This window comes from Curtobacterium sp. Leaf183, assembly GCF_001424385.1.
GTDB lineage: Bacteria > Actinomycetota > Actinomycetes > Actinomycetales > Microbacteriaceae > Curtobacterium.
The window spans coordinates 638,128-659,826 of record NZ_LMPO01000008.1 but is presented as its reverse complement, the minus strand read 5'-3'; the positions used below and the strand labels follow the sequence as shown (position 1 = coordinate 659,826).

Here is a 21,699-nt window from a genome sequence, read left to right as displayed (position 1 = left end):
TGTGCGGCGCGATCCGGTCACTACACTCGGAAACCCTGTTCCCGAGGAGGTCGCCGGTGCCCGGTTCGTCGATGTTCGCCACCGTGCTGGGCCGTGCCGTGGTGGCACCGCTCGCCCGGATGCTGTGGCGGCCGAAGATCATCGGGCGGAAGAACGTCCCCCGGCGCGGTGCGGTGATCCTGGCGAGCAACCACCGCTCGTTCATCGACTCCCCGGCGATCACGATCATGGCGCCCCGGAAGGTGTCGTTCCTGGCGAAGCAGGAGTACTTCACGGGGACGGGCTTCCGCGGAGCGGTGTCCCGCGCGTTCTTCAGCGGGATCGGTGCGATCGGGGTCGAGCGCGGCGCGGGAGCAGCTGCGCAGCACGCCCTCGACCTGGGGCTCGCGCGCTTGCGGGACGGCGAGGCCTTCGCCATCTACCCCGAGGGCACGCGGTCGCTCGACGGCCGGATCTACCGCGGCCGCACCGGTGTCGCCTGGTTGGCACTGACGAGCGGTGCGCCCGTCGTCCCCGTCGCGCTGCGCGGGACCGAGGACGTGCAGCCCGTCGGCTCGAAGGTGCCGAAACTCGCACGCGTGACGATCGAGTTCGGGCAGCCTCTCGACCTGTCGTCGTACGGAGACGCGTCGTCCGGGCGGGCCCGGCGGCACGCGACGGACGCCGTGATGGCGGCGATCCAGGCGATGAGCGGGCAGGAACCCGCCAACGCGTACAACAACCCGCCGGCGACGATCGTGGAGCGGGTCCGGCGGGCGCTGCACCGCGACGATCCCGGCGAGGCCGTCGAGCCCGACTGAGGTCCGGCATCGTCGACATTGCGTATCAGAAATATCAGTGGTTCAATGGGGGCAACCCCGAGACCGAACCCTGATCAGGAGAACCGCAGCATGTCGACCACACCGCTCTTCGACGCGATCGCCCGTCGCAGCCACGCCGACGCCCGCCCGGTCCCCACGCGGGCGCCGTCCTCACCGATGACCGCTCCCGTGCCGCCCTCGCGTTCCACCTTCGTCCCGGCGGCCCTCATCGCCGCGATCGACGACATCCCCGCCGGTGCCCTGGCATCCGTCCGGCGTGACCACCGTGTGGCCGGCGACCAGCTCGCCCTCGTCGAAGCCGTCGCGGACGCCATCACCCGAGCCGTCGTCGATGCCGTCGTCGCGGAGCTCGACCGCATCACGGCCGACGGCGTCGTCCGCGCCTGACCGCGACGTTGCCCTCGACGACCGAACCCGCACCGCTGCGCCCCCGCGGGGCTGCCCGCGCCGCAGCCAACCGAGCGTTCGTCCTCCAGTCCTCCGGGGCGGTGGTGACGACCCCCGCCGTCCCGGGGCCCACCCCGTGTCCCGCCGTGCTCCCCGTCGGGCTGGTGCACTCGGCGCGGCCGGCGCACACCGCGGGGCTGGCGCACACCGCGGGGCTGGCGCACACCGGCGCCCGGACCGGCCGTGGGCGGCGAGCAGCACGCACTGCCCACACGCCGCGCGCCGCGCTGACCAGCGGACTCGCGCACGTCCGCCGTCTCCGTGTCGCGCCCTCGGGGGTGCCCCTCGCCGTCGTCGGTCTGGCGACGTGCTTCCTCGTCGCCGTGTCGACACCGCAACAGGCCGCCGCCAGCGTGACCGGGGTCGCTGACGGGACGGGCGCCGTGGTCGTCACCCGGGCCCCCGGCGCCGGTCTCCCCGGTGGACCACAGGACTTCACCGCACCGCCGTCGGCCCTCGCGGACGTCGAGCGGGACGGCTTCGTCGTGGGGTCGGGGCCGGTGCTCCTCGCTCGCATCGACCCGGCTGACGTGGTCCGTCCCGTCGCGGGCACCGTCCCCGTCGCGGGTGGGTTCGGGGGCCGGTCGGTACAGGGATGTGGTGCGTGCTCCACCGACCACCATGGGCTCGACTTCGCGGCCTCGACGGGGACGCCCGCCGTGTCGGCCATGCCCGGGCGGGTCGTCTCCGCCGGCGTCTCCGGTGGGTACGGCAACCAGGTGCTCGTGCAGCACGGACCCGGCCTGCAGACCCGGTACGGCCACCTGTCGGCGATCGACGTGACGGTCGGACAGGTCGTCCGGGCGGGGGACCGCGTCGGCGCCGTGGGCAGCACGGGCGTCTCGACCGGACCGCATCTCCACTTCGAGGTCATCGTGGACGGACACCCCGTCGACCCGGCCGCGTGGCTGCGGGAGCGCGGGCTGCTCTGAGGCCGTCGCGCGTACCGTTCGACCAGTCGACGGCACGGACCGGTCGACGGGGTCGACGGCACGGTGCTCGTCGACGGGACGGAGTCGGACGTGCGTGTGACGGTGCTGGGTACTGGAGCGATGGGGGCCGGAGTGGCGCAGTCGCTGCTGCGCGAGGGTCACGAGGTCACGGTGTGGAACCGGAGCCCGGAGCGCGCGGCACCGCTCGGCGGACACGGCGCGACCGTCGCGACCGACGCTGCGACGGCCGTCGAGCGGGCCGAGGTCGTCCTGCTGACGCTCTTCGACACCGACGCCGTGGTCGACGTCCTCGAGCAGGCCGCGGGCGACGCCCCGACCGACGCGGTGTGGGTGCAGTGCTCGACCGTGGGCGTGGAGGGCACCGAGACCGTGGTGCAGCTGGCGGAGAAGTACGGGATCACCCTCGTCGAGGCGATGATGCTCGGCACGAAGGCCCCGGCTGAACAGGGGAAGCTCACGATGCTCGCCGCCGGGCCCGCCGAGGTCCTCGAGCGCATCGACCCGGTGCTCCAGGCCATCGGTGCGAAGACCGTCCGCGCAGGAGCACGGGTCGGCGACGGCACCGCACTGAAGCTCGCTGCGAACGCGTGGATCGCGTCCATCACCGCGGCGACGGGGCAGTCACTCGCGGTCGCACGGGCCCTGGGCATCGACCCGGCGCTGTTCCTGACCGCGATCGACGGCACCGCCAGTGACTCCGCCTACGCCCACACCAAGGGCGAGTCGATGCTGGCGGGGGAGTACTCGGCGCAGTTCGCGCTCGACGGACTCCGGAAGGACATCGGCCTGATCACGGATGCCGCACGTGCGACCGGGGTGTCGACGAGGCTGCTCGACGCGCTCGGCCGGGTCTACGCCGACGCCAGCGCCGCCGGCCACGGGTCCGACGACATCGCTGCCGTCGGGACGGCCTTCACGAAGGACTGACCCCGGACGGGGCGCGGGCACGGTGGCCGTGGCCGTGGCCGTGGCCGTGGTCACCGCCGTGCCCCGCCGTGCCCCGCCGTGCCCCGCCGTGCCCCGCCGTGCCGCTACCGGCGGAACCAGCGTCGCAGCGTCGCCCCGAGCCTGCCGACGGCCTCGTCGTTCATGGTGTTCGCCAGGTCGAATGCCTCACGCGCCGGGTCGCTGCCGTTCCGGATGCGTCGGAGTGCGGCGTCGGCCCGGGCACGCGCGTCGAGCTCTGCGAGGGGCATGTCGTCCTCGGGCTCGTGCGGGTGGGTCTGGGGCATGCCCACACGCTACGCGCGGCGGGGGGCGCGCATGCCGTCGCCGTCGCTGCTGTTCGCAGCGGCGCGGTCGGCGTCGATCTCGTCGACCACGGACGTCATCTCGTCGAGGAAGTCCACGATGACGCCCATGTCGCCGCCGGGCAGGTGCTCCGCGACCTCGAGCGTGCGGGCGTCGAGGTCGTCGATCACCCGGATGGCGCGCCGCATCGACGACCCCGAGGCGCTGAGGATGACCCCGCGACGGTCGTCAGGGTCGGGACGACGCTCGACGTGCCCGCTGCGGACGAGCCGGTCCACGAGCGCCGAGGTCGACGCTGCCGTGATGCCGAGCCGCTCGGAGAGCTCCTTGGCGTTGGTGGTGCGCCCCGCGGTCTCGGCGTCGATCAGCATGCGCAGGGCCAGCAGGGCGTTCTCACCGATGCCGAGCGCCTCGCGCGCACGCCGCTGGGCCGCGGTCTCGGCCGTGCGGTACCGCCGGAGGGCGTTGAGCACGTCCACTGCGTCGACCCGGGATCCGTCGTCGTACCAGAAGCCCGCGGTGTTCGTCGTCACCTCGGAAGTCATGGGCCAATGCTAGACGCTCTAGTTAGGTTGTCTAGCGAGGCAGCCGATCTCCGCGTCCGCAACACCGGTGACGCGGCTCGGAAACACCGTCGCAACGCGCGGTCAGTAGGTTCGCCGCATGCAGGAGCCGCGGTGCTGAGCCGACTCGCCGGGAGCGTGTTCCGCGTCGGGGCCGCCGTGGAACGCGCCGACGTGATCGCGCGGCTCCTCGACGCCTACCTCGCCAGGCCCGACGCCGCCAACGTCCCCGACGACCGCGTCACCGCGCGGGAGCTCCGCATCGTCGCCGGTGCGGCCGTCACCGCGGGGTCGGTGCTCGACGCCGCCGCCACGCTGGAGCTGCTCGCGCTCGACCGGCACGAGCCGGCCTCCATCGCGAACGCGGTCGCGGTCGCACGGGACGACGCCCGGCGAGCCCGCGACGTCGTCTCCAGCGAGCTCTGGGACTGCCTGAACGTCACGCGGTCCCGACTGCCGCGCAAGATCGCCGCGGGGCGCGAGCACGAGTTCCTGGGGTGGGTGCGGGAACGGAGCGCCCTGGCCGTGGGGGTCGTCGAGGGGGACGCCAGTCGCGACGAGGTGTGGGAGTTCTTCACGCTCGGCCGGTCGCTCGCCCGGTGCGCGGCCACGGCGCGGCTGCTCGCGTCCGACCTGCTCGAGCTCGATTCGGAGCGGTCGTGGGGCACGGCGTTGCGTGCCTGCGGGGTCGGTGAGGCGTTCCACCGCGAGGCCCGACCGGGTGCGCCGACGTCCGAGGCGGCGGCGTTCCTGCTCCTCGACACGCACTGCCCGCGGTCGGTGCTGTTCCTGACGCAGCGCGCCGAGGTGTGTCTGGCCGACGTCGCCCCGACGCTCGTGCCGGACGGTCTCGCCGAGCTGCGGGACGTCGGTGGGACGCTCCGCACGATGGCACCGGCCGACGCGATCGAGGCGGCTCGCCCCGCCGGTCGCCGATTGGCGACCGTGGCGGACCGGGTCGCCCGGGCACTCGACGAGCGGGTCTTCGCCGCGGCGTCGGCGCACTGACCGGGGCAGGACGCGACCGGGTGTCGGACGGGAGGTCCGGTGCGGGCCCGCCACGGGCCTCCCGTCGGTCCCGGTGCACCCGGGCGACCAGCGGTCAGACGCCGCTGGAACGGGACGAGACCGCCTCGTCGCGGGCGAGGTCCTGTCGGAGTGCCGCCCGGGCCGCACGGGTGCCGACCACGGGGATCGATTGGGTGACGGCGAGGTGCAGGCGCGTGTCGGCGTCGTACCGCAGGCGGAAGTGCTGGAAGCGGACGAGCCAGACCAGCGCGATCGCCAGCGCCACGAACCCGGAGGCCGCTCCGACGCCGATGGCCCAGCGTGGGCCGGCGGCATCCGCGATGGCACCGACGATCGGCGCGCCGATGGGGGTACCGCCCGCGAAGATCGCCATGTAGAGCGCCATCACGCGGCCGCGCATGGCGGGTGCGGTCGTGGTCTGCACGAGGGCGTTGGCGGTGGTCATGAACGTCAGCGAGGCCAGGCCGACGAACATCAGCACGATCGCGAAGCTCCAGTAGGTCGGCGCGAAGGCAGCGGCGGTGCACGCCAGACCGAAGCCCGCGCTGGCGATGACGAGCAGGCGCATCCGTGGGCGCTCACGGCGGGCGGACAGCAGCGCCCCGAGCACCGACCCGACCGCCATCACGGAGTTGAGCAGGCCGAACTCACCCGCACCCTTGTGGAACTCCACGCGCGCCATTGTCGAGGTGAAGATCGGGAAGTTCACCCCGAACGTCCCGACGACGAAGATCATGCAGAGCACCACGATGATGTCCGGGCGCGTGCGCACGTACCGGAAGCCGGCGATGATCTGCCCCTTCCCGCGCTTGGGCTTGATCCGCTCGGCCAGCTGCTCGGGGTCGACGAACCGGAGCGCGACGAGGACCGCCGCGAACGACGCCGCGTTGATGATGAACACCCAGCCGGAGCCGATCGCGGCGATGAGCACACCGGCGACCGCGGGGCCGATCAGCCGGGCGGCGTTGAACGAGGCGGAGTTCAGCGCGACGGCGTTCGACACGTGCTCGCCGGTGACGACGTCGGACACGAAGGCCTGGCGCACCGGGGTGTCGAACGCGGCGACGATGCCGAGTGCCAGCGCGAAGCCGTACAGCCACACCAGCGTGGCGGTGTCCGTGACGACCATGATCCCGAGGCCGAGCCCGAGCATCCCCATCAGGGCCTGGGTCACCATCAGGGTGCGGCGGCGGTCGAAGCGGTCGGCGACGAGACCGGTCCAGGGCAACAGCAGCAGCTGCGGGCCGAACTGCAGGGCCATCGTGATGCCGACGGCGATCGCGTTGTTGTGGGTGAGCTGCGTCAGGACGATCCAGTCCTGCGCGGTCCGCTGCATCCAGGTGCCGATGTTCGACACCAGGGCACCCGCGAACCAGATGCGGTAGTTGCGTCCCGACAGGGACCGGAACATGGCCGTCACTGGTGGGCCAGCCTCCTCATGATCTCGGTGGCGTCGACCAGGACGCGGCGTTCGGCGGGGGTGAGCGCTGCGAGCTTCGGCGAGAGCCAGCCGTCGCGGCGTCGTCGGGTCTCGAGGACGAAGTCGATGCCGGCCGGGGTCGCCCCGATCAGGACCTTGCGGCGGTCGTCGCCGTGACCGCCCTTCGACACGAGCCCACGGGCGACCAGGGCGGCGACCGTCTTCGTCATCGACGGCGGGGTGACCCCGTCGCCGCGGCTGAGGTCGGCCAGCGTCATCGGGCCGTCGCGGTGCAGTCGTGCCAGCGCGGAGAACATCGCGTCGCTGACGGTCGTGTCGGCCTTCTGCGCGCGGAGTGTCCGCGAGAGCCGGTTCACCGCGATGCGGAAGTCTGTGCTGAGCGACGCCTGCAGGTCGGCACGTCTGGTGGTCTCGGTCATCGTCACGGTCGTTAGCCTACCTCATTAGTTCAGCGAACGAACTAGTTGCTGGTCGGGACGCGCGGTGGAGGAGTAGGGTCGGATGTATAGACAACAGGTGTTGTCGACGAGACGAGCAGAGAGAAGCACACAATGACCGAGTTCGAGGGCAAGGTCGCCATCGTCACCGGTGGCGGCAGCGGCATCGGCGAAGCCATCGCGAAGGAGCTCGCGGCAGCGGGCGCGAAGGTCGTCGTCACCGACATCAAGCTCGACGGCGCCCAGCGCGTCGCCGCGTCGATCGAGGAAGCGGGCGGCACCGCGGTCGCGTTCGAGGCGAACTCGGCCGTCGCCGCCGACGACGAGCGCATGGTGCAGTTCGCGGTCGACACGTACGGCGGGCTGCACCTCGCGGTGAACAACGCCGGCATCGGCGCCGCACCCCAGCCGATCGGCGAGTACGACATCGCCGCCTGGGACCGCGTCCGTTCGGTCGACCTCGACGGCGTGTTCTACGGCATGCGGTACGAGATCCCGGCGATCCTCGCAGCGGGTGGTGGCGCGATCGTCAACATGTCGAGCGTGCTCGGCTCGGTCGGCATCGCGCAGAACGCCGCCTACGTCGCGTCCAAGCACGCGCTCGTCGGGCTGACGAAGGTCGCGGCGCTGGAGTACACCTCGCAGGGCATCCGCACGAACGCGGTCGGCCCGGGCTTCATCGACACCCCGCTGGTGCGGTCGTCGTTGTCGGCCGACGAGCTCTCCGCCCTGGAGTCCCAGCACGCGGCGGGCCGCCTGGGCACCGACGCCGAGGTCGCGGCGCTCGTCCTGTTCCTGCTGAGCGACAAGGCCTCGTTCATCTCGGGCAGCTACCACCTGGTGGACGGCGGCTACTCCGCCCACTGACGCGGGCACCGGACGGGAGGCCCTGCTCACGTTCCCGACGTCGGGGACGCGAGCAGGGCCTCCCGTCCTGTCCGGTGGCCGTGTCCCGCGGGCTGCCCGGCGGTCGGTCAGCGCAGGATCGCGTCGTGGGGGAGCAGCGCGTGCACGCCCCAGGTGCGGTTCGCGACCTGGGTGACGCGCATGCTGACCGCCACGCTGGCCATGGCGAGCGCCTCGGCACGGGTGATGTCGTGGTCACCGGCGATCCAGTCGACCATGGCATCGAGGGCGGTCGTGGTCGCGACGTTCAGGTCGGCGTCGAACCCGAACGTGATGCGCCCGGCCGGGGTGTCGGCGTGGATGCCGCTGACCGGTGCCGTGTCGACCAGGGACAGCGTCATCGTCGTGGTCATCCCGCACTCGACGGCGGTCCCCGACACCTCCCCGTCACCCTGTGCCGCGTGACCGTCCCCGACGGAGAGCAGGGCGTCCGGCACCGTGACCGGCAGGAAGAGGGTCGCACCGGCGACGAGTTCCCGGCAGTCGACGTTGCCGCCGCCGACCGGCCTCGGCGGGATGGTCGAGTGCTCGCCCGTGGGTTCGGGTGGCAGGCCGACCACGCCCAGGAACGGCGCCGTCCGCACGCCGAGCCCGAGCTGGTTGTGTGCCGTGCCGGCAGCGGTGTCGATGTCCCACAGCAGCGGGCCTCGGTCGGCCGGGTCGGTCAGGCCGAGCGCTCGCGTGACCGGGCTGTCGACGCCGCCCGAGCCGGTGTACCCCCAGTCGTCCGGCACCAGCTCGTCGAAGTGCACGGCGAGCACCTGCCCGGGCCGCGCACCGGCCACGGCGATCGGTCCGACCAGGCAGTGGCCGCGCCGCGACGGGATGAGCGTCGGGGCCTCGGCGCCCGGCTCGGACAGCCGTTCGGTGTACCCGGCGGCGCTCAGCGTCCGGGCGGTCACGGTGTCGCCCGGTTCGACGCGGAGCACGGGTGTGCGCTCCGCGACGAACACGTCGGCAACGGTGTCGGGGGTTGCGTCGATCCGATGCGAGGTCACCGGTCGATCCTCGCAGGGGCGCGGCGCTACTGGTGGAACTGCGGGATCGTCAGCCAGATCCCGTAGAGCACCGCTGCGGCGCTCAGGGCGAAGCAGACGACCGCGCCGGCCATGGCCCCGGGCGGGGTGGTGCCGGAGCGCGGGGTCTCCTCGGCGTACTGCGTACGCTCGCCGCCGGCGTCGACGGGCTGCCCGGTACCGAGCAGGCGCAGTCCGAGCGTGTACAGCAGCACCACGCTGACCGCGGCCACGAAGCCGACGCCCGCGACGGTGCCGATGGCTCCGAAGTCGATGTCCATGGTCCTGCCCCTCAGTTCTTCGCGGCGGCCACGGGCTCGCGCTCCGTGTCGCCCTCGTGGATGTCGGCGGCCGAGATCGGCTTGCGCTTGGCCAGGGTGTAGAAGGTCAGACCGGCCGCGAGTGCCAGCACCGCGACGAGCACGAGCCCGATCACCGAGGTCGACGCCAGCCACGTGGCCAGCCCACCGACGAGCGCCGCGGCGGGGAGCGTGATCACCCAGGCGATCACGATCCGACCGACGACACCCCAGTGCACGTCGGCCAGCTTCTTGCCGAGGCCGGAACCGACGACCGACCCGCTCGTGACGTGGGTGGTGGACAGCGCGAAGCCGAGGTGCGACGACACCAGGATCGTCGCGGCCGAACTGGTTTCGGCGGCGAAGCCCTGCGGGGACTGCACGTCGGAGATCTTCTTGCCGACGGTCTGCATGATGCGCCACCCGCCCATGTAGGTGCCGAGGGCGATCGCGAGCCCACATGCCAGGATGACCCAGATCGCCGGGCCGGTGCCGGCGTCCTGGTAGTTGGCGGCGATGAGGGTCAGCGTGATGACGCCCATCGTCTTCTGCGCGTCGTTCGTCCCGTGCGCGAGTGACACGAGCGACGCCGAGATCGTCTGGCCGTGTCGGAAGCCCGTGGCCGCACCGTGCGTCGTCGCGTTCTTCGTGAGGCGGTACGCGACGAAGGTCGCCACGAGCGCGATCACGCCGGCGATGACCGGGGACAGCAGTGCAGGGAGCACGACCTTCGACACCACCGTCGCCCAGTCGACCGAGTTCAGTCCCGAGCCGATGATCGACGCACCGATCAGCCCGCCGAACAGCGCGTGGGTGGACGACGACGGCAACCCGAAGTACCAGGTGGCGAGGTTCCAGAGCACGGCACCGACCAGACCCGCGAAGATCATCGTCGGGGTGATGTGGATGCCGTCCTGGCCTTCACGGATGATGCCCTGCGAGACCGTCTTGGCGACCTCGGTGGACAGGAATGCGCCGACCAGGTTGAGCACGGCGGAGATGAGCACGGCGGTCCGGGGCTTGAGCGCCCCGGTTGCGACCGACGTGGCCATGGCGTTGGCGGTGTCGTGGAACCCGTTCGTGAAGTCGAACACGAGGGCAACCACGATCACGAGCACGACGATGACGAAGACGTCCATGGCGGTGACGCTAGGCCCGCCCGGGACCGGCCGGGTGAACGCCCGGTGAACAGGTGCGGCGGTCTGCGAGACTGCTCACGTGCCCACGTTCTCAGCTGCCCGCGGCGACTCCTCCTTCGTCGATCCGCACGGGATCGAGATCGTGTACTCGACCTGGCGCTCCGGCAGGCCGAAGGGCGTCGTCCAGATCGCCCACGGTGTCGGTGAGTACGCCCTGCGGTACGAGCGCCTGGCGCAGGACCTCGTCCGCGCCGGGTACACCGTCGTCGCCAACGACCACCGCGGGCACGGCCGGACCGGGCTCGGGCAGTGGGAGGGCGACCACGCCAAGCTCGGCCGGCTCGGCCCCGGCGGGCTCCGAGCAGCGATCGCCGCTGTCGAGCAGACCTCGCGGATCGCCCGGCTGGAGACACCCGGGGTCCCGCTCGTGCTGCTCGGGCACTCCTGGGGATCGCTGATGGCGCAGCGGATCATCAACACCTCGAGCCGGGCCTACGACGGTGTGGTCCTCTCCGCGACGGCGTACCGGCTGCCCGGGACGATGAACGGCGGGGACCTGAACCGACGCCACGTGGGTGCCGGACCCACGCGCTTCGAGTGGCTCAGCCGTGACCGGGCGATCGTCGACGCGATGGCCGTCGACCCGCTCGTCGTCGACGCGAACGTCATGAAGCTGTTCGGACTGGCGGACGCGCTCCGGCTGCTCGGGGTGCCCCGCCGGAACATCGAGCGCGACGTCCCGGTGCTGCTGCAGGTCGGGTCCGACGACAGCCTGGGCGGGCCCCGTTCGGTCGAGCGGCTGGCGCGGGCGTACCGCGGACGCGGCGGACTGTCCGACGTGACGGTGCAGGTGTACGAGGGCGCCCGCCACGAGGTCTACAACGAGACGAACCGCGACGAGGTCGTCGCGGACCTGGTGGCATGGCTGGGGCGACACGCTGCGGCGTAGGCTCCAGGCGTGCATGGTGAGTACAAGGTCCCTGGTGGCAAGCTCGTCGTCGTCGATCTGCAGGTCGAGGACGACACCATCCGGCAGTTCCGTCTGGCGGGGGACTTCTTCCTCGAACCCGACGACGCACTGCCGCTGATCGATGCCGCGGTCGAGGGCCTGCCCGCGACGACCGACGCCGCGGGCATCGCCGCCGCCGTCCGTGCTGCACTGCCAGCGGACGCCGTGCTGCTCGGGTTCACGCCCGAGTCCGTCGGGGTCGCCGTGCGCCGAGCACTGTCGCGTGCATCGACGTGGCTCGACCACGACTGGGAGGTCATCCACGAGGGTGCGATCAGCCCCAACGAGCACCTGGCGCTCGACCAGGTCCTGACGGAAGAGGTCGGGGCCGGCCGACGTCGGCCGACCCTGCGCATCTGGGAGTGGGACCAGCCCGCTGTCGTCATCGGTTCGTTCCAGTCGCTCAAGAACGAGGTCGACCCGGACGGCGCCGCGAAGTACGGCGTCGAGGTCGTCCGCCGGATCTCGGGCGGCGGCGCGATGTTCATGGACGCGGGCGCGATCATCTCGTACTCGCTGTACGTGCCGACCGACCTGGTGCAGGGCATGACCTTCGCCGACTCGTACGCGTTCCTGGACGAGTGGGTGATCGAGGCGCTGAAGTCCCTCGGGATTGACGCGTACTACCAGCCGCTCAACGACATCACCTCGGCGAAGGGCAAGATCGGTGGTGCTGCGCAGAAGCGACTGGGCACCGGCGCGCTGCTGCACCACGCGACCATGAGCTACGACATGGACGGCGAGAAGATGGTCGAGGTGCTCCGCATCGGCCGCGAGAAGATGAGCGACAAGGGCACCACCTCGGCCGCCAAGCGGGTCGACCCGCTGCGGTCGCAGACCGGGTTGTCGCGGGCGGAGATCATCGACTCGCTCATCGCGACGTTCACGGCCCGGTACCGGGCGACGCCGGGTGCGGTGACCCCTGACGAGCGCGCGCGGGCGCAGGAGCTCGTCGCGTCGAAGTTCGCGACGAAGGAGTGGCTCGAGCGCGTGCCCTGAGCCTGCGGTTCGTGGTCGGCGGCCGCGAGAGGGGGGCTCGCGACCGCCGTCACATCAGTCTCGGCGTCATCCCCAAGAACGAGCCGAGTGGATCGTGAGGATCACCCGCGCGGCGGATGTCCCGTCTCACAGCGCGACGTAGCCTCGCTTGCGTGAACTGGTTGATCCTCCTGGGGGCGATGGCTGCAGCAGTCGTCGTGACGTGGGTCGCCGATCGCGTGGGGTGGATCGACCTGTCGAACAAGTCGACCAGCACCGGGGGATCCGGCGGCATCGGCTCGATGATGGACGAGGTCTTCGCGCCGACCCGGCACGAGACGCAAGCCGAGTACGAACGGCAGTCCCGTCTGCCCCGCGAAGCGCCCACGCCGCGCGACCACGACCACGACCTGCTCAGCGGGTCCGTGCTGATCCAGGTCCCCACGGTCCGGAGCCCGCGCACCGGGCGTCACGAAGCCCGTCCGGGCACGCACGACCGCTCCTACTGATCCGAACGGGCCCCGCGGGCTGCCTCAGCGCGTCGTGAGCTCCTGGTAGTCCGGGTGCCGCTCGATCCACGCGGCGACGTAGCTGCACTGCGGGACCACGCGGCGCGACGAGCCCGAGCGGACGTCGTCCAGGGCGTGCTGCACCAGGGTCGACGCGTGACCGCCGCCGCGATGCGCCGGGTCCACCTCGGTGTGCACGAAACGGATCTCGTCACCGTCGACCTCGTACGCGGCGAAGCCGATCACCTCGCCGTCCTCGACGAGGGAGTACTGCTGCTGGTCGGTGTCGTTCCGGACGTCGAGTGCCATGCGGGCGACGCTACCCCGCGGCCCCGAAGAGGGGCCTGTGCGCGTTCGTCGGCCGACCACTAGCGTCGTCTCGTGAACGAGCGGCCGTCCCAGCAGCACCCCACCGAACCCGTCCGGTTCCGAACGCCGCCGGGCTGGCCCGCTCCGACCGCCACGTGGGTGGACCGTCACCGCCTGGCGGAGCCCGCACCGGGCTGGGTGCCGGCCCCGGGCCTCCCGGCTGCACCGCAGGGGTGGCGGTTCTGGGACGTCGACCGGCGTGTACTCGCGGCCGGGACCTCGCGCACCCTCGTCCGGATCGGACTCGGACTGCTCGTGGCCGGCGTCGTCGCGGCCGTCGTCGTGCTCAGTGTCGGTGGGCCGGTCCGTGGGCTGACCGTGTTCGCGCTCGTGCCGATCGCCGTGGGTGCCGCGCTCGCCGTCACCGCGGTCGCCCGACGCGTCGCCGACGAGGACGCGGAGCTCGCACGGCTGGTGGTCCAGGCGAGCGGCGACCGTGCCGGGGCTCCTGTCGACCCCGCAGACGCCTGGGGCACGGCGGAGGCGCTGCCGTTCGTCGAGTCCCCGACGGTCCGCACCGTGTCCCCGCTCCGGCGTCGGCACCGCACCGCCGTCCTGGTCGTGACCGGCGCCGCGGCGGTGGCGACGATCGTCGGCGCCTCGCTCGCGGTGGTGCCGGTCGTCGGCGCGGTCGGAGGTGGCCAGACGCTGGCCGTGGGGCTGCAGGACGACGACGGCTCCCCGGCTCCGACGGCCCCGGACGACGACGGCTCCCCGGCTCCGACGGCCCCGGACACCGACCCGACCTCGCCTGCCGTCCCCTCGACCATCCCCGTCGACGCCCAGCTCGAGCAGGGCACGGCGCTGCAGGCCGACTGCGAGGTCGCCCAGGGGCGGGGCGGGCCGGCGCACTGCTGGGCCTGGGCGCTGACGGCCCCGGCTGCGTGCGAGGCCCGTGTCACCGCGCACTTCGGCGCGACCGCCGACGGGCCGTCGAGCCGCACCGAGACCCGCTTCGTCGCGCTCACCCCCGGCGTGACGCTCTCGCTGGTGCTGGCCGGCGACGAGACGATCGCGGGCCTCGACCACCCCGAGTGCGTCCCGTCGGGCCGGTCGCCGTACCCGATCACGACCTACGACAGCGGAGCGGACCTGCCGGACAGCGACTTCCCGGCGGCGTGCGACGACTGGGGCTGTGACGGCTTCGTCTTCGTCGCGGAGTCGGCCTGCCCCGCGGCGACCATCCAGATGGCGATCGACGACGTCGCGGCAGACCAGCACACGAGGGACTACGTCGTGGTGCAGGCGATCACGGACAGCACCAGCACGACACCGAACGAGGTCTTCCTGCCCTACGCGCACGGCACGCAGCCGGCTGACGCCTCGATCACGTCGGTCACCTGCGAGGGGTGAGGGACGCTCTCGACGCTGTCGTCGGGGCATGCCAGCGCGAACGACGAAGCCGCTGTCGGACGACAGCGGCTTCGTCGTTCGCGGTGCGGCTACTCGGCCGAGTGGCGGCCGTGCGTGTGGCCGCTGTCGTCCGGACGGGAGGCCCGGCTCGCGTCCGCGGCGTCGGCTCCGGTCGCCGGGTCCGGTCGGTCGACGACCGGCCGCTCGAGGACCCGCACGACCTGGTGGTGAGCGCCGAGCTGCGAGCCGGCGAGCCGGCCACGGTCATCGCTGGCGGTGTGCCGGACGATGACGGCACCGCATCGATCGTGCAGATCACGTGCGCGGTGACGGTGGTGCTCCCTCTGATCCGTCGGCGCCTGACAGACCGCTCAGCCGGCCACCCTTGTCATTGGTGTGTAAGATATCGCTCAGGCTTCGAGCGGTGGCGGGGGTGGTTCAGGGGGGCGATGGTGGGGAAGATCCAGTTCGACGAGGACGCAGCAGAGCGTCTCATCACAGCGGCAACTTCTGCCGACATCCAACTGCTGGCGGCAGGTGCGGGCAGGCGGGCAGCGGCCGAGGCCGCTAGCGAGGAGTTCTCTGGCGCCTACGCTGACCGGTTCGCCGAGGCCGCCGCTGCCGAAGCGTCGGACCGCATCCGGCTTGCGGGCGCGCTCGGACGGCTCGCGGATTCGGTGGCCGTTGTCATCGGCGAGGCACGACGAGAACGCGAACGCCTCGAAGCGCTTGCTGCATGGCAGACCCGACAGACCCAGCGCTGCGCCGACGACTATCCGGGGAACTTGGTGGCCTTGGGGATCGTGAGCGTGCCGGTGTTCGATCCTCAGCCCGACCGGACTCCGATTCGACCGACCCCTGTCTCGGCCGCTTTCTCCGCATCGGATCGACCGCGCGTTGCAGGTGGGTCGAGCGCTGGCAAGAGCTCCGCAGATCCTGAGCGGCTCCGGTCGTTCGCGTCGTCGACCCGCGCTTCGAACCAGGCGTTCTCGGAGGGAGCTTCGAGGCTGCGGGCGGCCTGGTCGGGCTTCACGAGTGCGTGCGGCTGGGCAGAGATCTCCCGGGCAACGTTGGTCGTCGGGTTCGACCGGTTCATCGCGGAGAATGCGGAGGACGCCGCCTGGATCGAGCGCGTCGCGGACGCGTTCGAGCTGGCAGGCGGCGGTCACGTCCTCTCCAACCTGGTGCTCGATGCCGCAGCCGCCGCAGACATCCCGGCTGCGATTCGCAAGCTGTTCGAGCCGGGCGTCAGTCCTGCTGACGCTGCAGAGATCTGGTCGGGCCTCGGCTTCAGGGCGTCAGCGCAGGCAGAGGTCACGGCGCTACCCCTCGACGTCCTAGCGATGTTGGGCGAGCTGGAGGGGATTCCGTACTGGGCGCGCGACGTCGCGAACCAGGAAGTGCTCCGGGAGCGACTCACCCGCAAGAACCTGGCTCCGGTCGAGCGTGCCGCGCTCGAGGACATCGAGTCGACGCTCGGTGGGGACAGACAGCTGATCGAGTTGACGGCGGACGTTCCTCCGCTCGCCGCAGTCTCGATCGGGAACTTGGACCACGCCGACAACGTCACCTGGGCGGTGCCGGGGATGGGATCCAGTACCGAACACATGTCTGGTTGGGTGCAGGCCGCGCAGAACGTCGCCGACGAGCAACTCGCTGTCGCGGGAGCCGGGAAGCGCGCGGTCATCGCTTGGATGGGCTACGAGGCACCTCCGTTGCCGCCAGATCTCGGAGTGTTCAACGCGAAGGCAGCCGAACGAGGAGCGCCGAAGCTCGCCGCATCGATCCGCGGGCTCGCAGCTGCACGTTCCGGCGACGCGATCCGCACGAACGTCCTGGCTCACTCCTACGGCACGACAACTGCGTCGCTCGGCCTCACCGAGACTGGCGTCCACGTCAACACCTTCACGTCGGCCGCATCGGCCGGTGTCCCCAAGGGCATCCCGACGGCCGCAGACATCCATGCGGACCATGTCTATGCCGGCCAGGCTCAGGACAGTTTGGTGGGGATACCCGGTTTTGGTGACCAGTACGCCTACATCGGACGGGACTTCAGCATCCCGAACCGCATCGACCCGACGAGTCCCTCCTTCGGCGCAACGACTTTCGGTGCAAACGGTGTCGGCGCGCTTCGCGGCGTGAAGGATCATGGGGTGCACGCAGACGGAAACCGCGGGTACTTCGACCCGGGAACCGAATCGCTTCGGAACATCGCCTTGACCACGACCGGTCACGGAGATCGTGTGACACCGTGACGCTGGCAGCCGAAGCCGACGAGTTGCGGCCAGCACTGCAACGATGCCGAAAGCGACCTGATGGAGAACCAAGCAAGATGCTCGGGATGCAGCAACGGATTGCGCTCGCGGCGGTGACGATCGTGGTCCTCGGCGCTGCAGCCGGATGTGCAGGAGGAAAGATGCAGACCCAAACCACACGACAGCCCGATGACGCGAAGCGCAGCATCCAGCGGCTCGTGGACGACGCGACAACTGCACTGGGTGGGACGTGGACCACGCAGGTGGGACCCAGGCTCGGCACCTGTCGGGACGAGCATGGGGATGGGGGTGGCGTCAACTACACGGTCATCGCCGCTCGATCGGGGCGCGGTGACGCTCCCCGGGACATCGCGACCCTCGAGCACCTGTGGCGCTCCGAGGGCTTCGAGACGACCCGGTTCGCGACCGACGACGAGTCGTACGTGGGGCTCGACGGCCAGGGGACATCCATCGCGAACATCGGGTTCCGCTCGTCGGACCTGGGCGGCGGCGACACGGTGACCGGGACGTCGGCCTGTGCGGCGGGCGACTACGCGCAGCTTCGGAAGCAGGAGCGATCCTGACGGGACACCCGATGCCGCACCGGCATGGTGCACACGACAACGAAGCCGCTGTCAGCTGACAGCGGCTTCGTCGTGTGCGGGAGGCGGCGGCTACTCGGCCGAGTGACGGCCGTGCGTGTGGCCACCGTCGTCGAGGCGGGAGGCCCGGCTCGCCTGGGCAGCATCGGTTCCGGTCGACGTCTGGTCCGGCCGGTCAACGACCGCGGCGTGCGCGGCACGGTGGGCGCGGATGGCACCCGTGGTGGTCGGCGGTTCGTCGACGGGTGCTGCTGCCGAGTGGGCGCCGTGCGTGGGCGCGTCCGGCAGGGGTGCGCGGGTGTCGTCCGGCAGCACCGAGACGCCGGTGGACCCGGCGGACCGAGCGGACCGTGGCTGCGCCGGGACGTCGGGCGAGGTGGGGACGTCGTTCGCCGAGGCGGTTCCCGGAGCAGCCGGTGAGCCCGATCCGGCGCGTTGGGCATCCGCGGCGCGGGCGGTGTCGGCCTGCTCCTGCAGCGCGCTGGTCTTGCGCAGCGGCGGCACGCGGAAGAACCACGTCAGGATGAACGCGATCAGGATCACGCCGAGGCCGACGAAGTACACCGTGACCGTCGAGCTGCTGAACCCGACCAGGAACGGCCGCGTGAGTCGCTTGTCGGCGCCGTTCAGGAACGAGGTGTCGCTCGTGGCCGAGCTCGACGAGGAGCTCGCGGCCGAGTTGCCGCTCTTCAGCTGCTTGACGAGTGTCGGCGTGACCTCGTCGACGACGGCCTTCCGCTGGTCCGCGTTCGCGTAGTCGATCTGCAGCGAACCGTTGACGACCTCGGCGTTCGCCTTGCTCGCCGCGGTCTGCAGGGCCTGTCGCTCGGCGGCGGGCGTGGCGTCCGCGACCTGCTGGTCGATGATCGTCTGCGCGGCTGCTGCCGGGACGGTCCCTGCGGCCACTTGGGCCTGGACAGCCGAGGTCACCTTCTCGGTGACGGCCTGGTCAGCGGCCGCCTTCGCCTGGGACGCGCCCTTGTCGAGCCCGGACTGCACGTTCTGCTTGACCGGGTCGACGATCTTCGTCCAGATCTTGTCCATGACGCCCTTGTTGTCCGACGCGCTGGCGACGGACGGGGTCAGGGCGGCGTTCAGGGCGCTCGACAGGTCGGAGCGGTTCTGCATCGCCGTGGAGATGTTCGTCGGCATGAGCGTGAAGAGCACCGACAGCAGCACGGCGGTGCCCATCGTCCCGCCGATCTGCCGGAAGAACGTCGCCGCGCTGGTCGCGACGCCGATGTCCCGCGGCGAGACCGAACCCTGGGCGGCGAGGGTCAGCGTCTGCATGAGCTGCCCCAGGCCGAGACCGATGAGGAACATGCCCGTCATGAGGAACCAGAGCGGACGGTCGGCGGTCAGGAAGGTCAGGACGGTGAAGCCGATCGCGGTGAACGCCGTGCCGGTGACCGGGAACAGGCGGTACTTGCCCGTGCGGCTGATGATCTGACCTGAGGCGATGGACGAGATCATCAGCCCGATGACCATCGGCAGCATCGCGAAGCCGGACTGGGTCGGCGTCACGCCCTTGACGATCTGCAGGTACAGCGGGATGGTCAGCATCGCGCCGAACATGCCGAACCCGACCAGGACGGACAGGATCGCGGCCATCGAGAAGACGCCCGATCCGAACAGCTTGAGCGGCAGGATCGCGTCGTCGCCCATGGCGCGTTCGACGATGATGAAGCCGACCAGGCCGAGCGCGCCGACCAGGTAGCAGGCGATGGCGCCGGGGGAGTCCCAGCCCCACTCGCGACCCTGCTCGGCGATGAGGAGCAGCGGGACGAGGGTGACGATGACGAGCGACGCACCCCACCAGTCGATGCGGGGCTTGCCGCGGTCGCCGAACTTCGGCAGGTGCAGGAACGTCAGGACCATCGCGAGGGCGACGATGCCGACGGGCACGTTGATCAGGAAGACCCAGCGCCATCCGGCGACGAACAGGATCTGGTTCGCGCCGGCGAACAGCCCGCCGACCAGCGGGCCGATGACGCTCGAGATGCCGAAGACGGCCAGGAAGTAGCCCTGGTACTTCGCACGCTCACGCGGAGCGAGCATGTCGCCCATGATCGCCAGCGGCAGGGACATCAGACCACCGGCGCCCAGGCCCTGCAGCGCGCGGAACCCGGCGAGCATGAGCATCGAGCTCGAGAACGATGCGAGGAACGACCCGACGATGAAGATGCCGATCGCCGTGAGGAACAGCGGTCGCCGACCGAAGATGTCGGAGAGCTTGCCGTAGATCGGCGTCGTGATCGTCGAGGCGATCAGGTAGGCCGTGGTCACCCAGGCCTGCTGGTCGAGTCCGTGCAGGTCGTCGCCGATGGTGCGGATCGCGGTGCCGACGATCGTCTGGTCGAGGGCACCGAGGAACATGCCGGCCATCAGGCCGTAGATCACGAGCAGGATCTGTCGGTGGTTCATCACCACGTTGGATGCCGTGGTGGGTGCCGCGGGGGCGGTCGCCGTCTGGGTCATGTGCAGGGTCTCCCGAAAACTTTGCGTCGGCTGCAAAGTTACATCTGCCGCAAGGTGCAGCGTCACGCGGCAGCCGCTTCCTGTACGGATCGGCAGCGTGGCGGGGGACGGGTCGTGGGCAGTCCGTCAGCGTCGACCCACACCGTACGCCGCGGGCGACCCCGCGGTGCTCGGCGCCCGGCGCGGCGTCGTGCTCGGCGCCCAGCGCTGCGTCGTGCTAGGCGCCCAGCGCTGCGTCGACGATCTCCTTCGCCTCGCGCTGGACCTGCTCGAGGTGCTCCTGCGACACGAAGCTCTCGGCGTAGATCTTGTAGACGTCCTCGGTGCCGGAGGGACGGGCCGCGAACCAGGCCCTGTCGGTGACGACCTTGACGCCGCCGACGGCCGCGTCGTTGCCCGGCGCCTTCGACAGCTTCGCCGTGATCGGGTCGCCCGCAAGGGTCTCGGCGGTGATGGCGTCGCCGTCGAGCTTCGACAGTCGCGCCTTCTGGTCCTTGCTGGCTGCCGCGTCGACGCGCTGGTACACCGGCGCGCCGAAGCGCTCGGTGAGCTCGTCGTACAGCTTCGACGGGGTCTTGCCCGTGACGGCGACGATCTCGGACGCCAGCAGCGCCAGGATGATGCCGTCCTTGTCCGTGGTCCACGCGGTGCCATCGGTCCGCAGGAAGGACGCGCCGGCGGACTCCTCGCCACCGAACGCCACGGAGCCGTCGATCAGGCCCGGCACGAACCACTTGAAGCCGACCGGGACCTCCCACAGGCGGCGACCGAGCGACTCGGCGACGCGGTCGATGATGCTCGACGACACCAGCGTCTTGCCGATCGCGGCGTCGTCCCGCCAGGCCGGACGGTGCGCGTACAGGTACTCGATGGCGACCGCGAGGTAGTGGTTCGGGTTCATCAGGCCGCCGTCGGGCGTGACGATGCCGTGGCGGTCCGAGTCGGCGTCGTTGCCGGTCAGGACGTCGAAGTCGTCCTTGTGTGCCAGGACCGAGGCCATCGCCGAGGGGCTCGACGGGTCCATCCGGATCTTGCCGTCCCAGTCGAGCGTCATGAACGACCAGGTGGGGTCGACGTCCGGGTTCACCACGGTCAGGTCGAGGCCGTAGTGGTCGCGGATGAGGTTCCAGTACGGCAGCGACGCACCACCGAGCGGGTCGGCGCCGATCTTCACGCCGGCCTGCTTGATCGCGGCGATGTCGATGATGTTCTCGAGGTCGGCCACGTAGGTGTGCAGGAAGTCGTAGCGGTCCGGGTTGGCGTGCTCGGTGCGCTGGACCTCGGCGTTGCCGCCCTCGATGATCGCGTTGGCCCGGTTCGCGATCCACGAGGTGGCGTCGCTGTCGGCCGGTCCGCCGTGCGGCGGGTTGTACTTGAAGCCGCCGTCGCGGGGCGGGTTGTGGCTGGGCGTGATGACGATGCCGTCCGCCGTGTCCGGGTTGCCGGCACGGTTGTACCGGATGATCGCGTGGCTGAGCGCCGGGGTGGGCACGTAGCCGTTGTCCTGGTCGGCCAGGACGTGCACGCCGTTCGCGGCGAGGACCTCGAGTGCCGTGCGTTCGGCGGGGCCGGACAGCGCGTGCGTGTCGCGACCGATGAACAGCGGGCCGTCGGTGCCCTGCGACTGCCGGTACTCGACGATCGCCTGCGTGATGGCGGCGATGTGGGTGTCGTTGAAGGCCGAGTCGAGTGACGAACCGCGGTGGCCCGACGTGCCGAAGACGACCTTCTGCTCGGGCACCGACACGTCCGGCACGCGGTCGTAGTAGGCGGCGACGAGTTCGTCGAGGTCGACGAGGTCGTCTGCGGTCGCTGGGGTGCCGGCGCGGTCGTTCATGGACCCA

The 21,699-nt window shown here is 71.1% G+C and carries 22 protein-coding genes; 12 read left to right on the top strand and 10 right to left on the bottom strand.

The window, feature by feature from the left end; all coding sequences use genetic code 11:
* Positions 1-71 precede the first annotated feature (71 nt).
* The 4 genes from ASG04_RS09500 to ASG04_RS09485 all read left to right on the top strand — a co-directional run bounded on the left by ASG04_RS09500 (position 72) and on the right by ASG04_RS09485 (position 3,148).
* Entirely contained in the window at positions 72-800 is a 729-nt protein-coding gene (locus ASG04_RS09500) for a lysophospholipid acyltransferase family protein (RefSeq protein WP_111108025.1), read from the top strand.
* Between the two features lie 90 nt (positions 801-890).
* Positions 891-1,208, top strand: a complete 318-nt coding sequence (locus ASG04_RS09495) for a hypothetical protein (RefSeq protein ID WP_056122974.1) — start codon at positions 891-893, stop codon at positions 1,206-1,208.
* A gap of 104 nt (positions 1,209-1,312) precedes the next feature.
* Complete coding sequence (locus tag ASG04_RS17715) at positions 1,313-2,200, top strand: M23 family metallopeptidase (RefSeq protein WP_200938446.1); 888 nt, start codon at positions 1,313-1,315, stop codon at positions 2,198-2,200.
* Positions 2,201-2,263: 63 nt separating this feature from the next.
* The gene (locus tag ASG04_RS09485; RefSeq protein WP_268750891.1) at positions 2,264-3,148 is read left to right on the top strand and encodes an NAD(P)-dependent oxidoreductase; all 885 of its coding nucleotides are present in this window, start codon (positions 2,264-2,266) and stop codon (positions 3,146-3,148) included.
* A 104-nt stretch (positions 3,149-3,252) separates the two neighbouring features.
* Here the strand turns inward: ASG04_RS09485 and ASG04_RS09480 are convergent, their stop codons facing one another.
* Together ASG04_RS09480 and ASG04_RS09475 are read right to left on the bottom strand one after the other, a co-directional pair.
* Positions 3,253-3,453, bottom strand: coding sequence for a hypothetical protein (locus ASG04_RS09480; protein ID WP_056122968.1), 201 nt, complete (start codon positions 3,451-3,453; stop codon positions 3,253-3,255).
* A 9-nt stretch (positions 3,454-3,462) separates the two neighbouring features.
* Positions 3,463-4,017, bottom strand: a complete 555-nt coding sequence (locus ASG04_RS09475; RefSeq protein ID WP_056122964.1) for a MarR family winged helix-turn-helix transcriptional regulator — start codon at positions 4,015-4,017, stop codon at positions 3,463-3,465.
* Between the two features lie 132 nt (positions 4,018-4,149).
* Between ASG04_RS09475 and ASG04_RS09470 the strand changes: the two genes are divergently transcribed.
* A complete protein-coding gene (locus ASG04_RS09470) occupies positions 4,150-5,043 on the top strand; it encodes an alpha-E domain-containing protein (RefSeq protein WP_056122961.1) in 894 nt (297 codons plus the stop codon).
* A 94-nt stretch (positions 5,044-5,137) separates the two neighbouring features.
* Here ASG04_RS09470 and ASG04_RS09465 read toward each other — a convergent pair whose 3' ends face one another.
* Together ASG04_RS09465 and ASG04_RS09460 are read right to left on the bottom strand one after the other, a co-directional pair.
* Positions 5,138-6,484: an MFS transporter gene (locus ASG04_RS09465; protein WP_082517926.1), complete on the bottom strand. Its 1,347-nt coding sequence runs from the start codon at positions 6,482-6,484 to the stop codon at positions 5,138-5,140.
* Positions 6,481-6,924: a MarR family winged helix-turn-helix transcriptional regulator gene (locus ASG04_RS09460; protein WP_056122958.1), complete on the bottom strand. Its 444-nt coding sequence runs from the start codon at positions 6,922-6,924 to the stop codon at positions 6,481-6,483. Before ASG04_RS09460 ends, ASG04_RS09465 begins: the two co-directional genes overlap by 4 nt.
* A gap of 132 nt (positions 6,925-7,056) precedes the next feature.
* Here ASG04_RS09460 and ASG04_RS09455 point away from each other — a divergent pair, with 132 nt between their 5' ends.
* Complete coding sequence (locus ASG04_RS09455) at positions 7,057-7,809, top strand: SDR family NAD(P)-dependent oxidoreductase (RefSeq protein WP_056122954.1); 753 nt, start codon at positions 7,057-7,059, stop codon at positions 7,807-7,809.
* 107 nt (positions 7,810-7,916) lie between these two features.
* Here ASG04_RS09455 and ASG04_RS09450 read toward each other — a convergent pair whose 3' ends face one another.
* The 3 genes from ASG04_RS09450 to ASG04_RS09440 are packed head-to-tail and all read right to left on the bottom strand — an operon-like array spanning position 7,917 to position 10,302.
* Entirely contained in the window at positions 7,917-8,846 is a 930-nt protein-coding gene (locus tag ASG04_RS09450; RefSeq protein ID WP_056122951.1) for an acetamidase/formamidase family protein, read from the bottom strand.
* 26 nt (positions 8,847-8,872) lie between these two features.
* Positions 8,873-9,145, bottom strand: coding sequence for a hypothetical protein (locus tag ASG04_RS09445; RefSeq protein ID WP_056122947.1), 273 nt, complete (start codon positions 9,143-9,145; stop codon positions 8,873-8,875).
* Positions 9,146-9,156: 11 nt separating this feature from the next.
* The gene (locus ASG04_RS09440; protein ID WP_056122944.1) at positions 9,157-10,302 is read right to left on the bottom strand and encodes an inorganic phosphate transporter; all 1,146 of its coding nucleotides are present in this window, start codon (positions 10,300-10,302) and stop codon (positions 9,157-9,159) included.
* A 79-nt stretch (positions 10,303-10,381) separates the two neighbouring features.
* Here ASG04_RS09440 and ASG04_RS09435 point away from each other — a divergent pair, with 79 nt between their 5' ends.
* From ASG04_RS09435 to ASG04_RS09425, 3 genes are all read left to right on the top strand, one after another.
* The gene (locus ASG04_RS09435; RefSeq protein WP_056122941.1) at positions 10,382-11,251 is read left to right on the top strand and encodes an alpha/beta fold hydrolase; all 870 of its coding nucleotides are present in this window, start codon (positions 10,382-10,384) and stop codon (positions 11,249-11,251) included.
* A gap of 9 nt (positions 11,252-11,260) precedes the next feature.
* Positions 11,261-12,310: a biotin/lipoate A/B protein ligase family protein gene (locus ASG04_RS09430; protein WP_056122939.1), complete on the top strand. Its 1,050-nt coding sequence runs from the start codon at positions 11,261-11,263 to the stop codon at positions 12,308-12,310.
* 152 nt (positions 12,311-12,462) lie between these two features.
* A complete protein-coding gene (locus ASG04_RS09425; protein ID WP_056122936.1) occupies positions 12,463-12,798 on the top strand; it encodes a hypothetical protein in 336 nt (111 codons plus the stop codon).
* Positions 12,799-12,822: 24 nt separating this feature from the next.
* Here ASG04_RS09425 and ASG04_RS09420 read toward each other — a convergent pair whose 3' ends face one another.
* Positions 12,823-13,107, bottom strand: coding sequence for a GNAT family N-acetyltransferase (locus ASG04_RS09420; protein ID WP_056122933.1), 285 nt, complete (start codon positions 13,105-13,107; stop codon positions 12,823-12,825).
* 72 nt (positions 13,108-13,179) lie between these two features.
* On the opposite strand from ASG04_RS09420, the gene ASG04_RS09415 reads away from it, so the two are divergent.
* Genes ASG04_RS09415 through ASG04_RS09405 form a run of 3 tightly spaced genes read left to right on the top strand, consistent with a single transcriptional unit; the run spans position 13,180 to position 17,359 of the window.
* Positions 13,180-14,520, top strand: coding sequence for a hypothetical protein (locus tag ASG04_RS09415; RefSeq protein ID WP_056122930.1), 1,341 nt, complete (start codon positions 13,180-13,182; stop codon positions 14,518-14,520).
* Positions 14,517-16,775 (top strand): alpha/beta hydrolase, encoded by a 2,259-nt coding sequence (locus ASG04_RS09410; RefSeq protein WP_156463598.1) that lies wholly within the window; start codon positions 14,517-14,519, stop codon positions 16,773-16,775. Before ASG04_RS09415 ends, ASG04_RS09410 begins: the two co-directional genes overlap by 4 nt.
* A complete protein-coding gene (locus ASG04_RS09405) occupies positions 16,772-17,359 on the top strand; it encodes a hypothetical protein (RefSeq protein WP_156463597.1) in 588 nt (195 codons plus the stop codon). Before ASG04_RS09410 ends, ASG04_RS09405 begins: the two co-directional genes overlap by 4 nt.
* Positions 17,360-17,449: 90 nt before the next feature.
* On the opposite strand, the gene ASG04_RS09400 is transcribed toward ASG04_RS09405, so the two are convergent.
* A complete protein-coding gene (locus tag ASG04_RS09400; RefSeq protein WP_056122921.1) occupies positions 17,450-19,855 on the bottom strand; it encodes an MDR family MFS transporter in 2,406 nt (801 codons plus the stop codon).
* A 217-nt stretch (positions 19,856-20,072) separates the two neighbouring features.
* On the bottom strand, positions 20,073-21,692 hold the full coding sequence (pgm, locus tag ASG04_RS09395; protein ID WP_056122917.1) for a phosphoglucomutase (alpha-D-glucose-1,6-bisphosphate-dependent): 1,620 nt from the start codon (positions 21,690-21,692) through the stop codon (positions 20,073-20,075).
* Positions 21,693-21,699 lie beyond the last annotated feature (7 nt).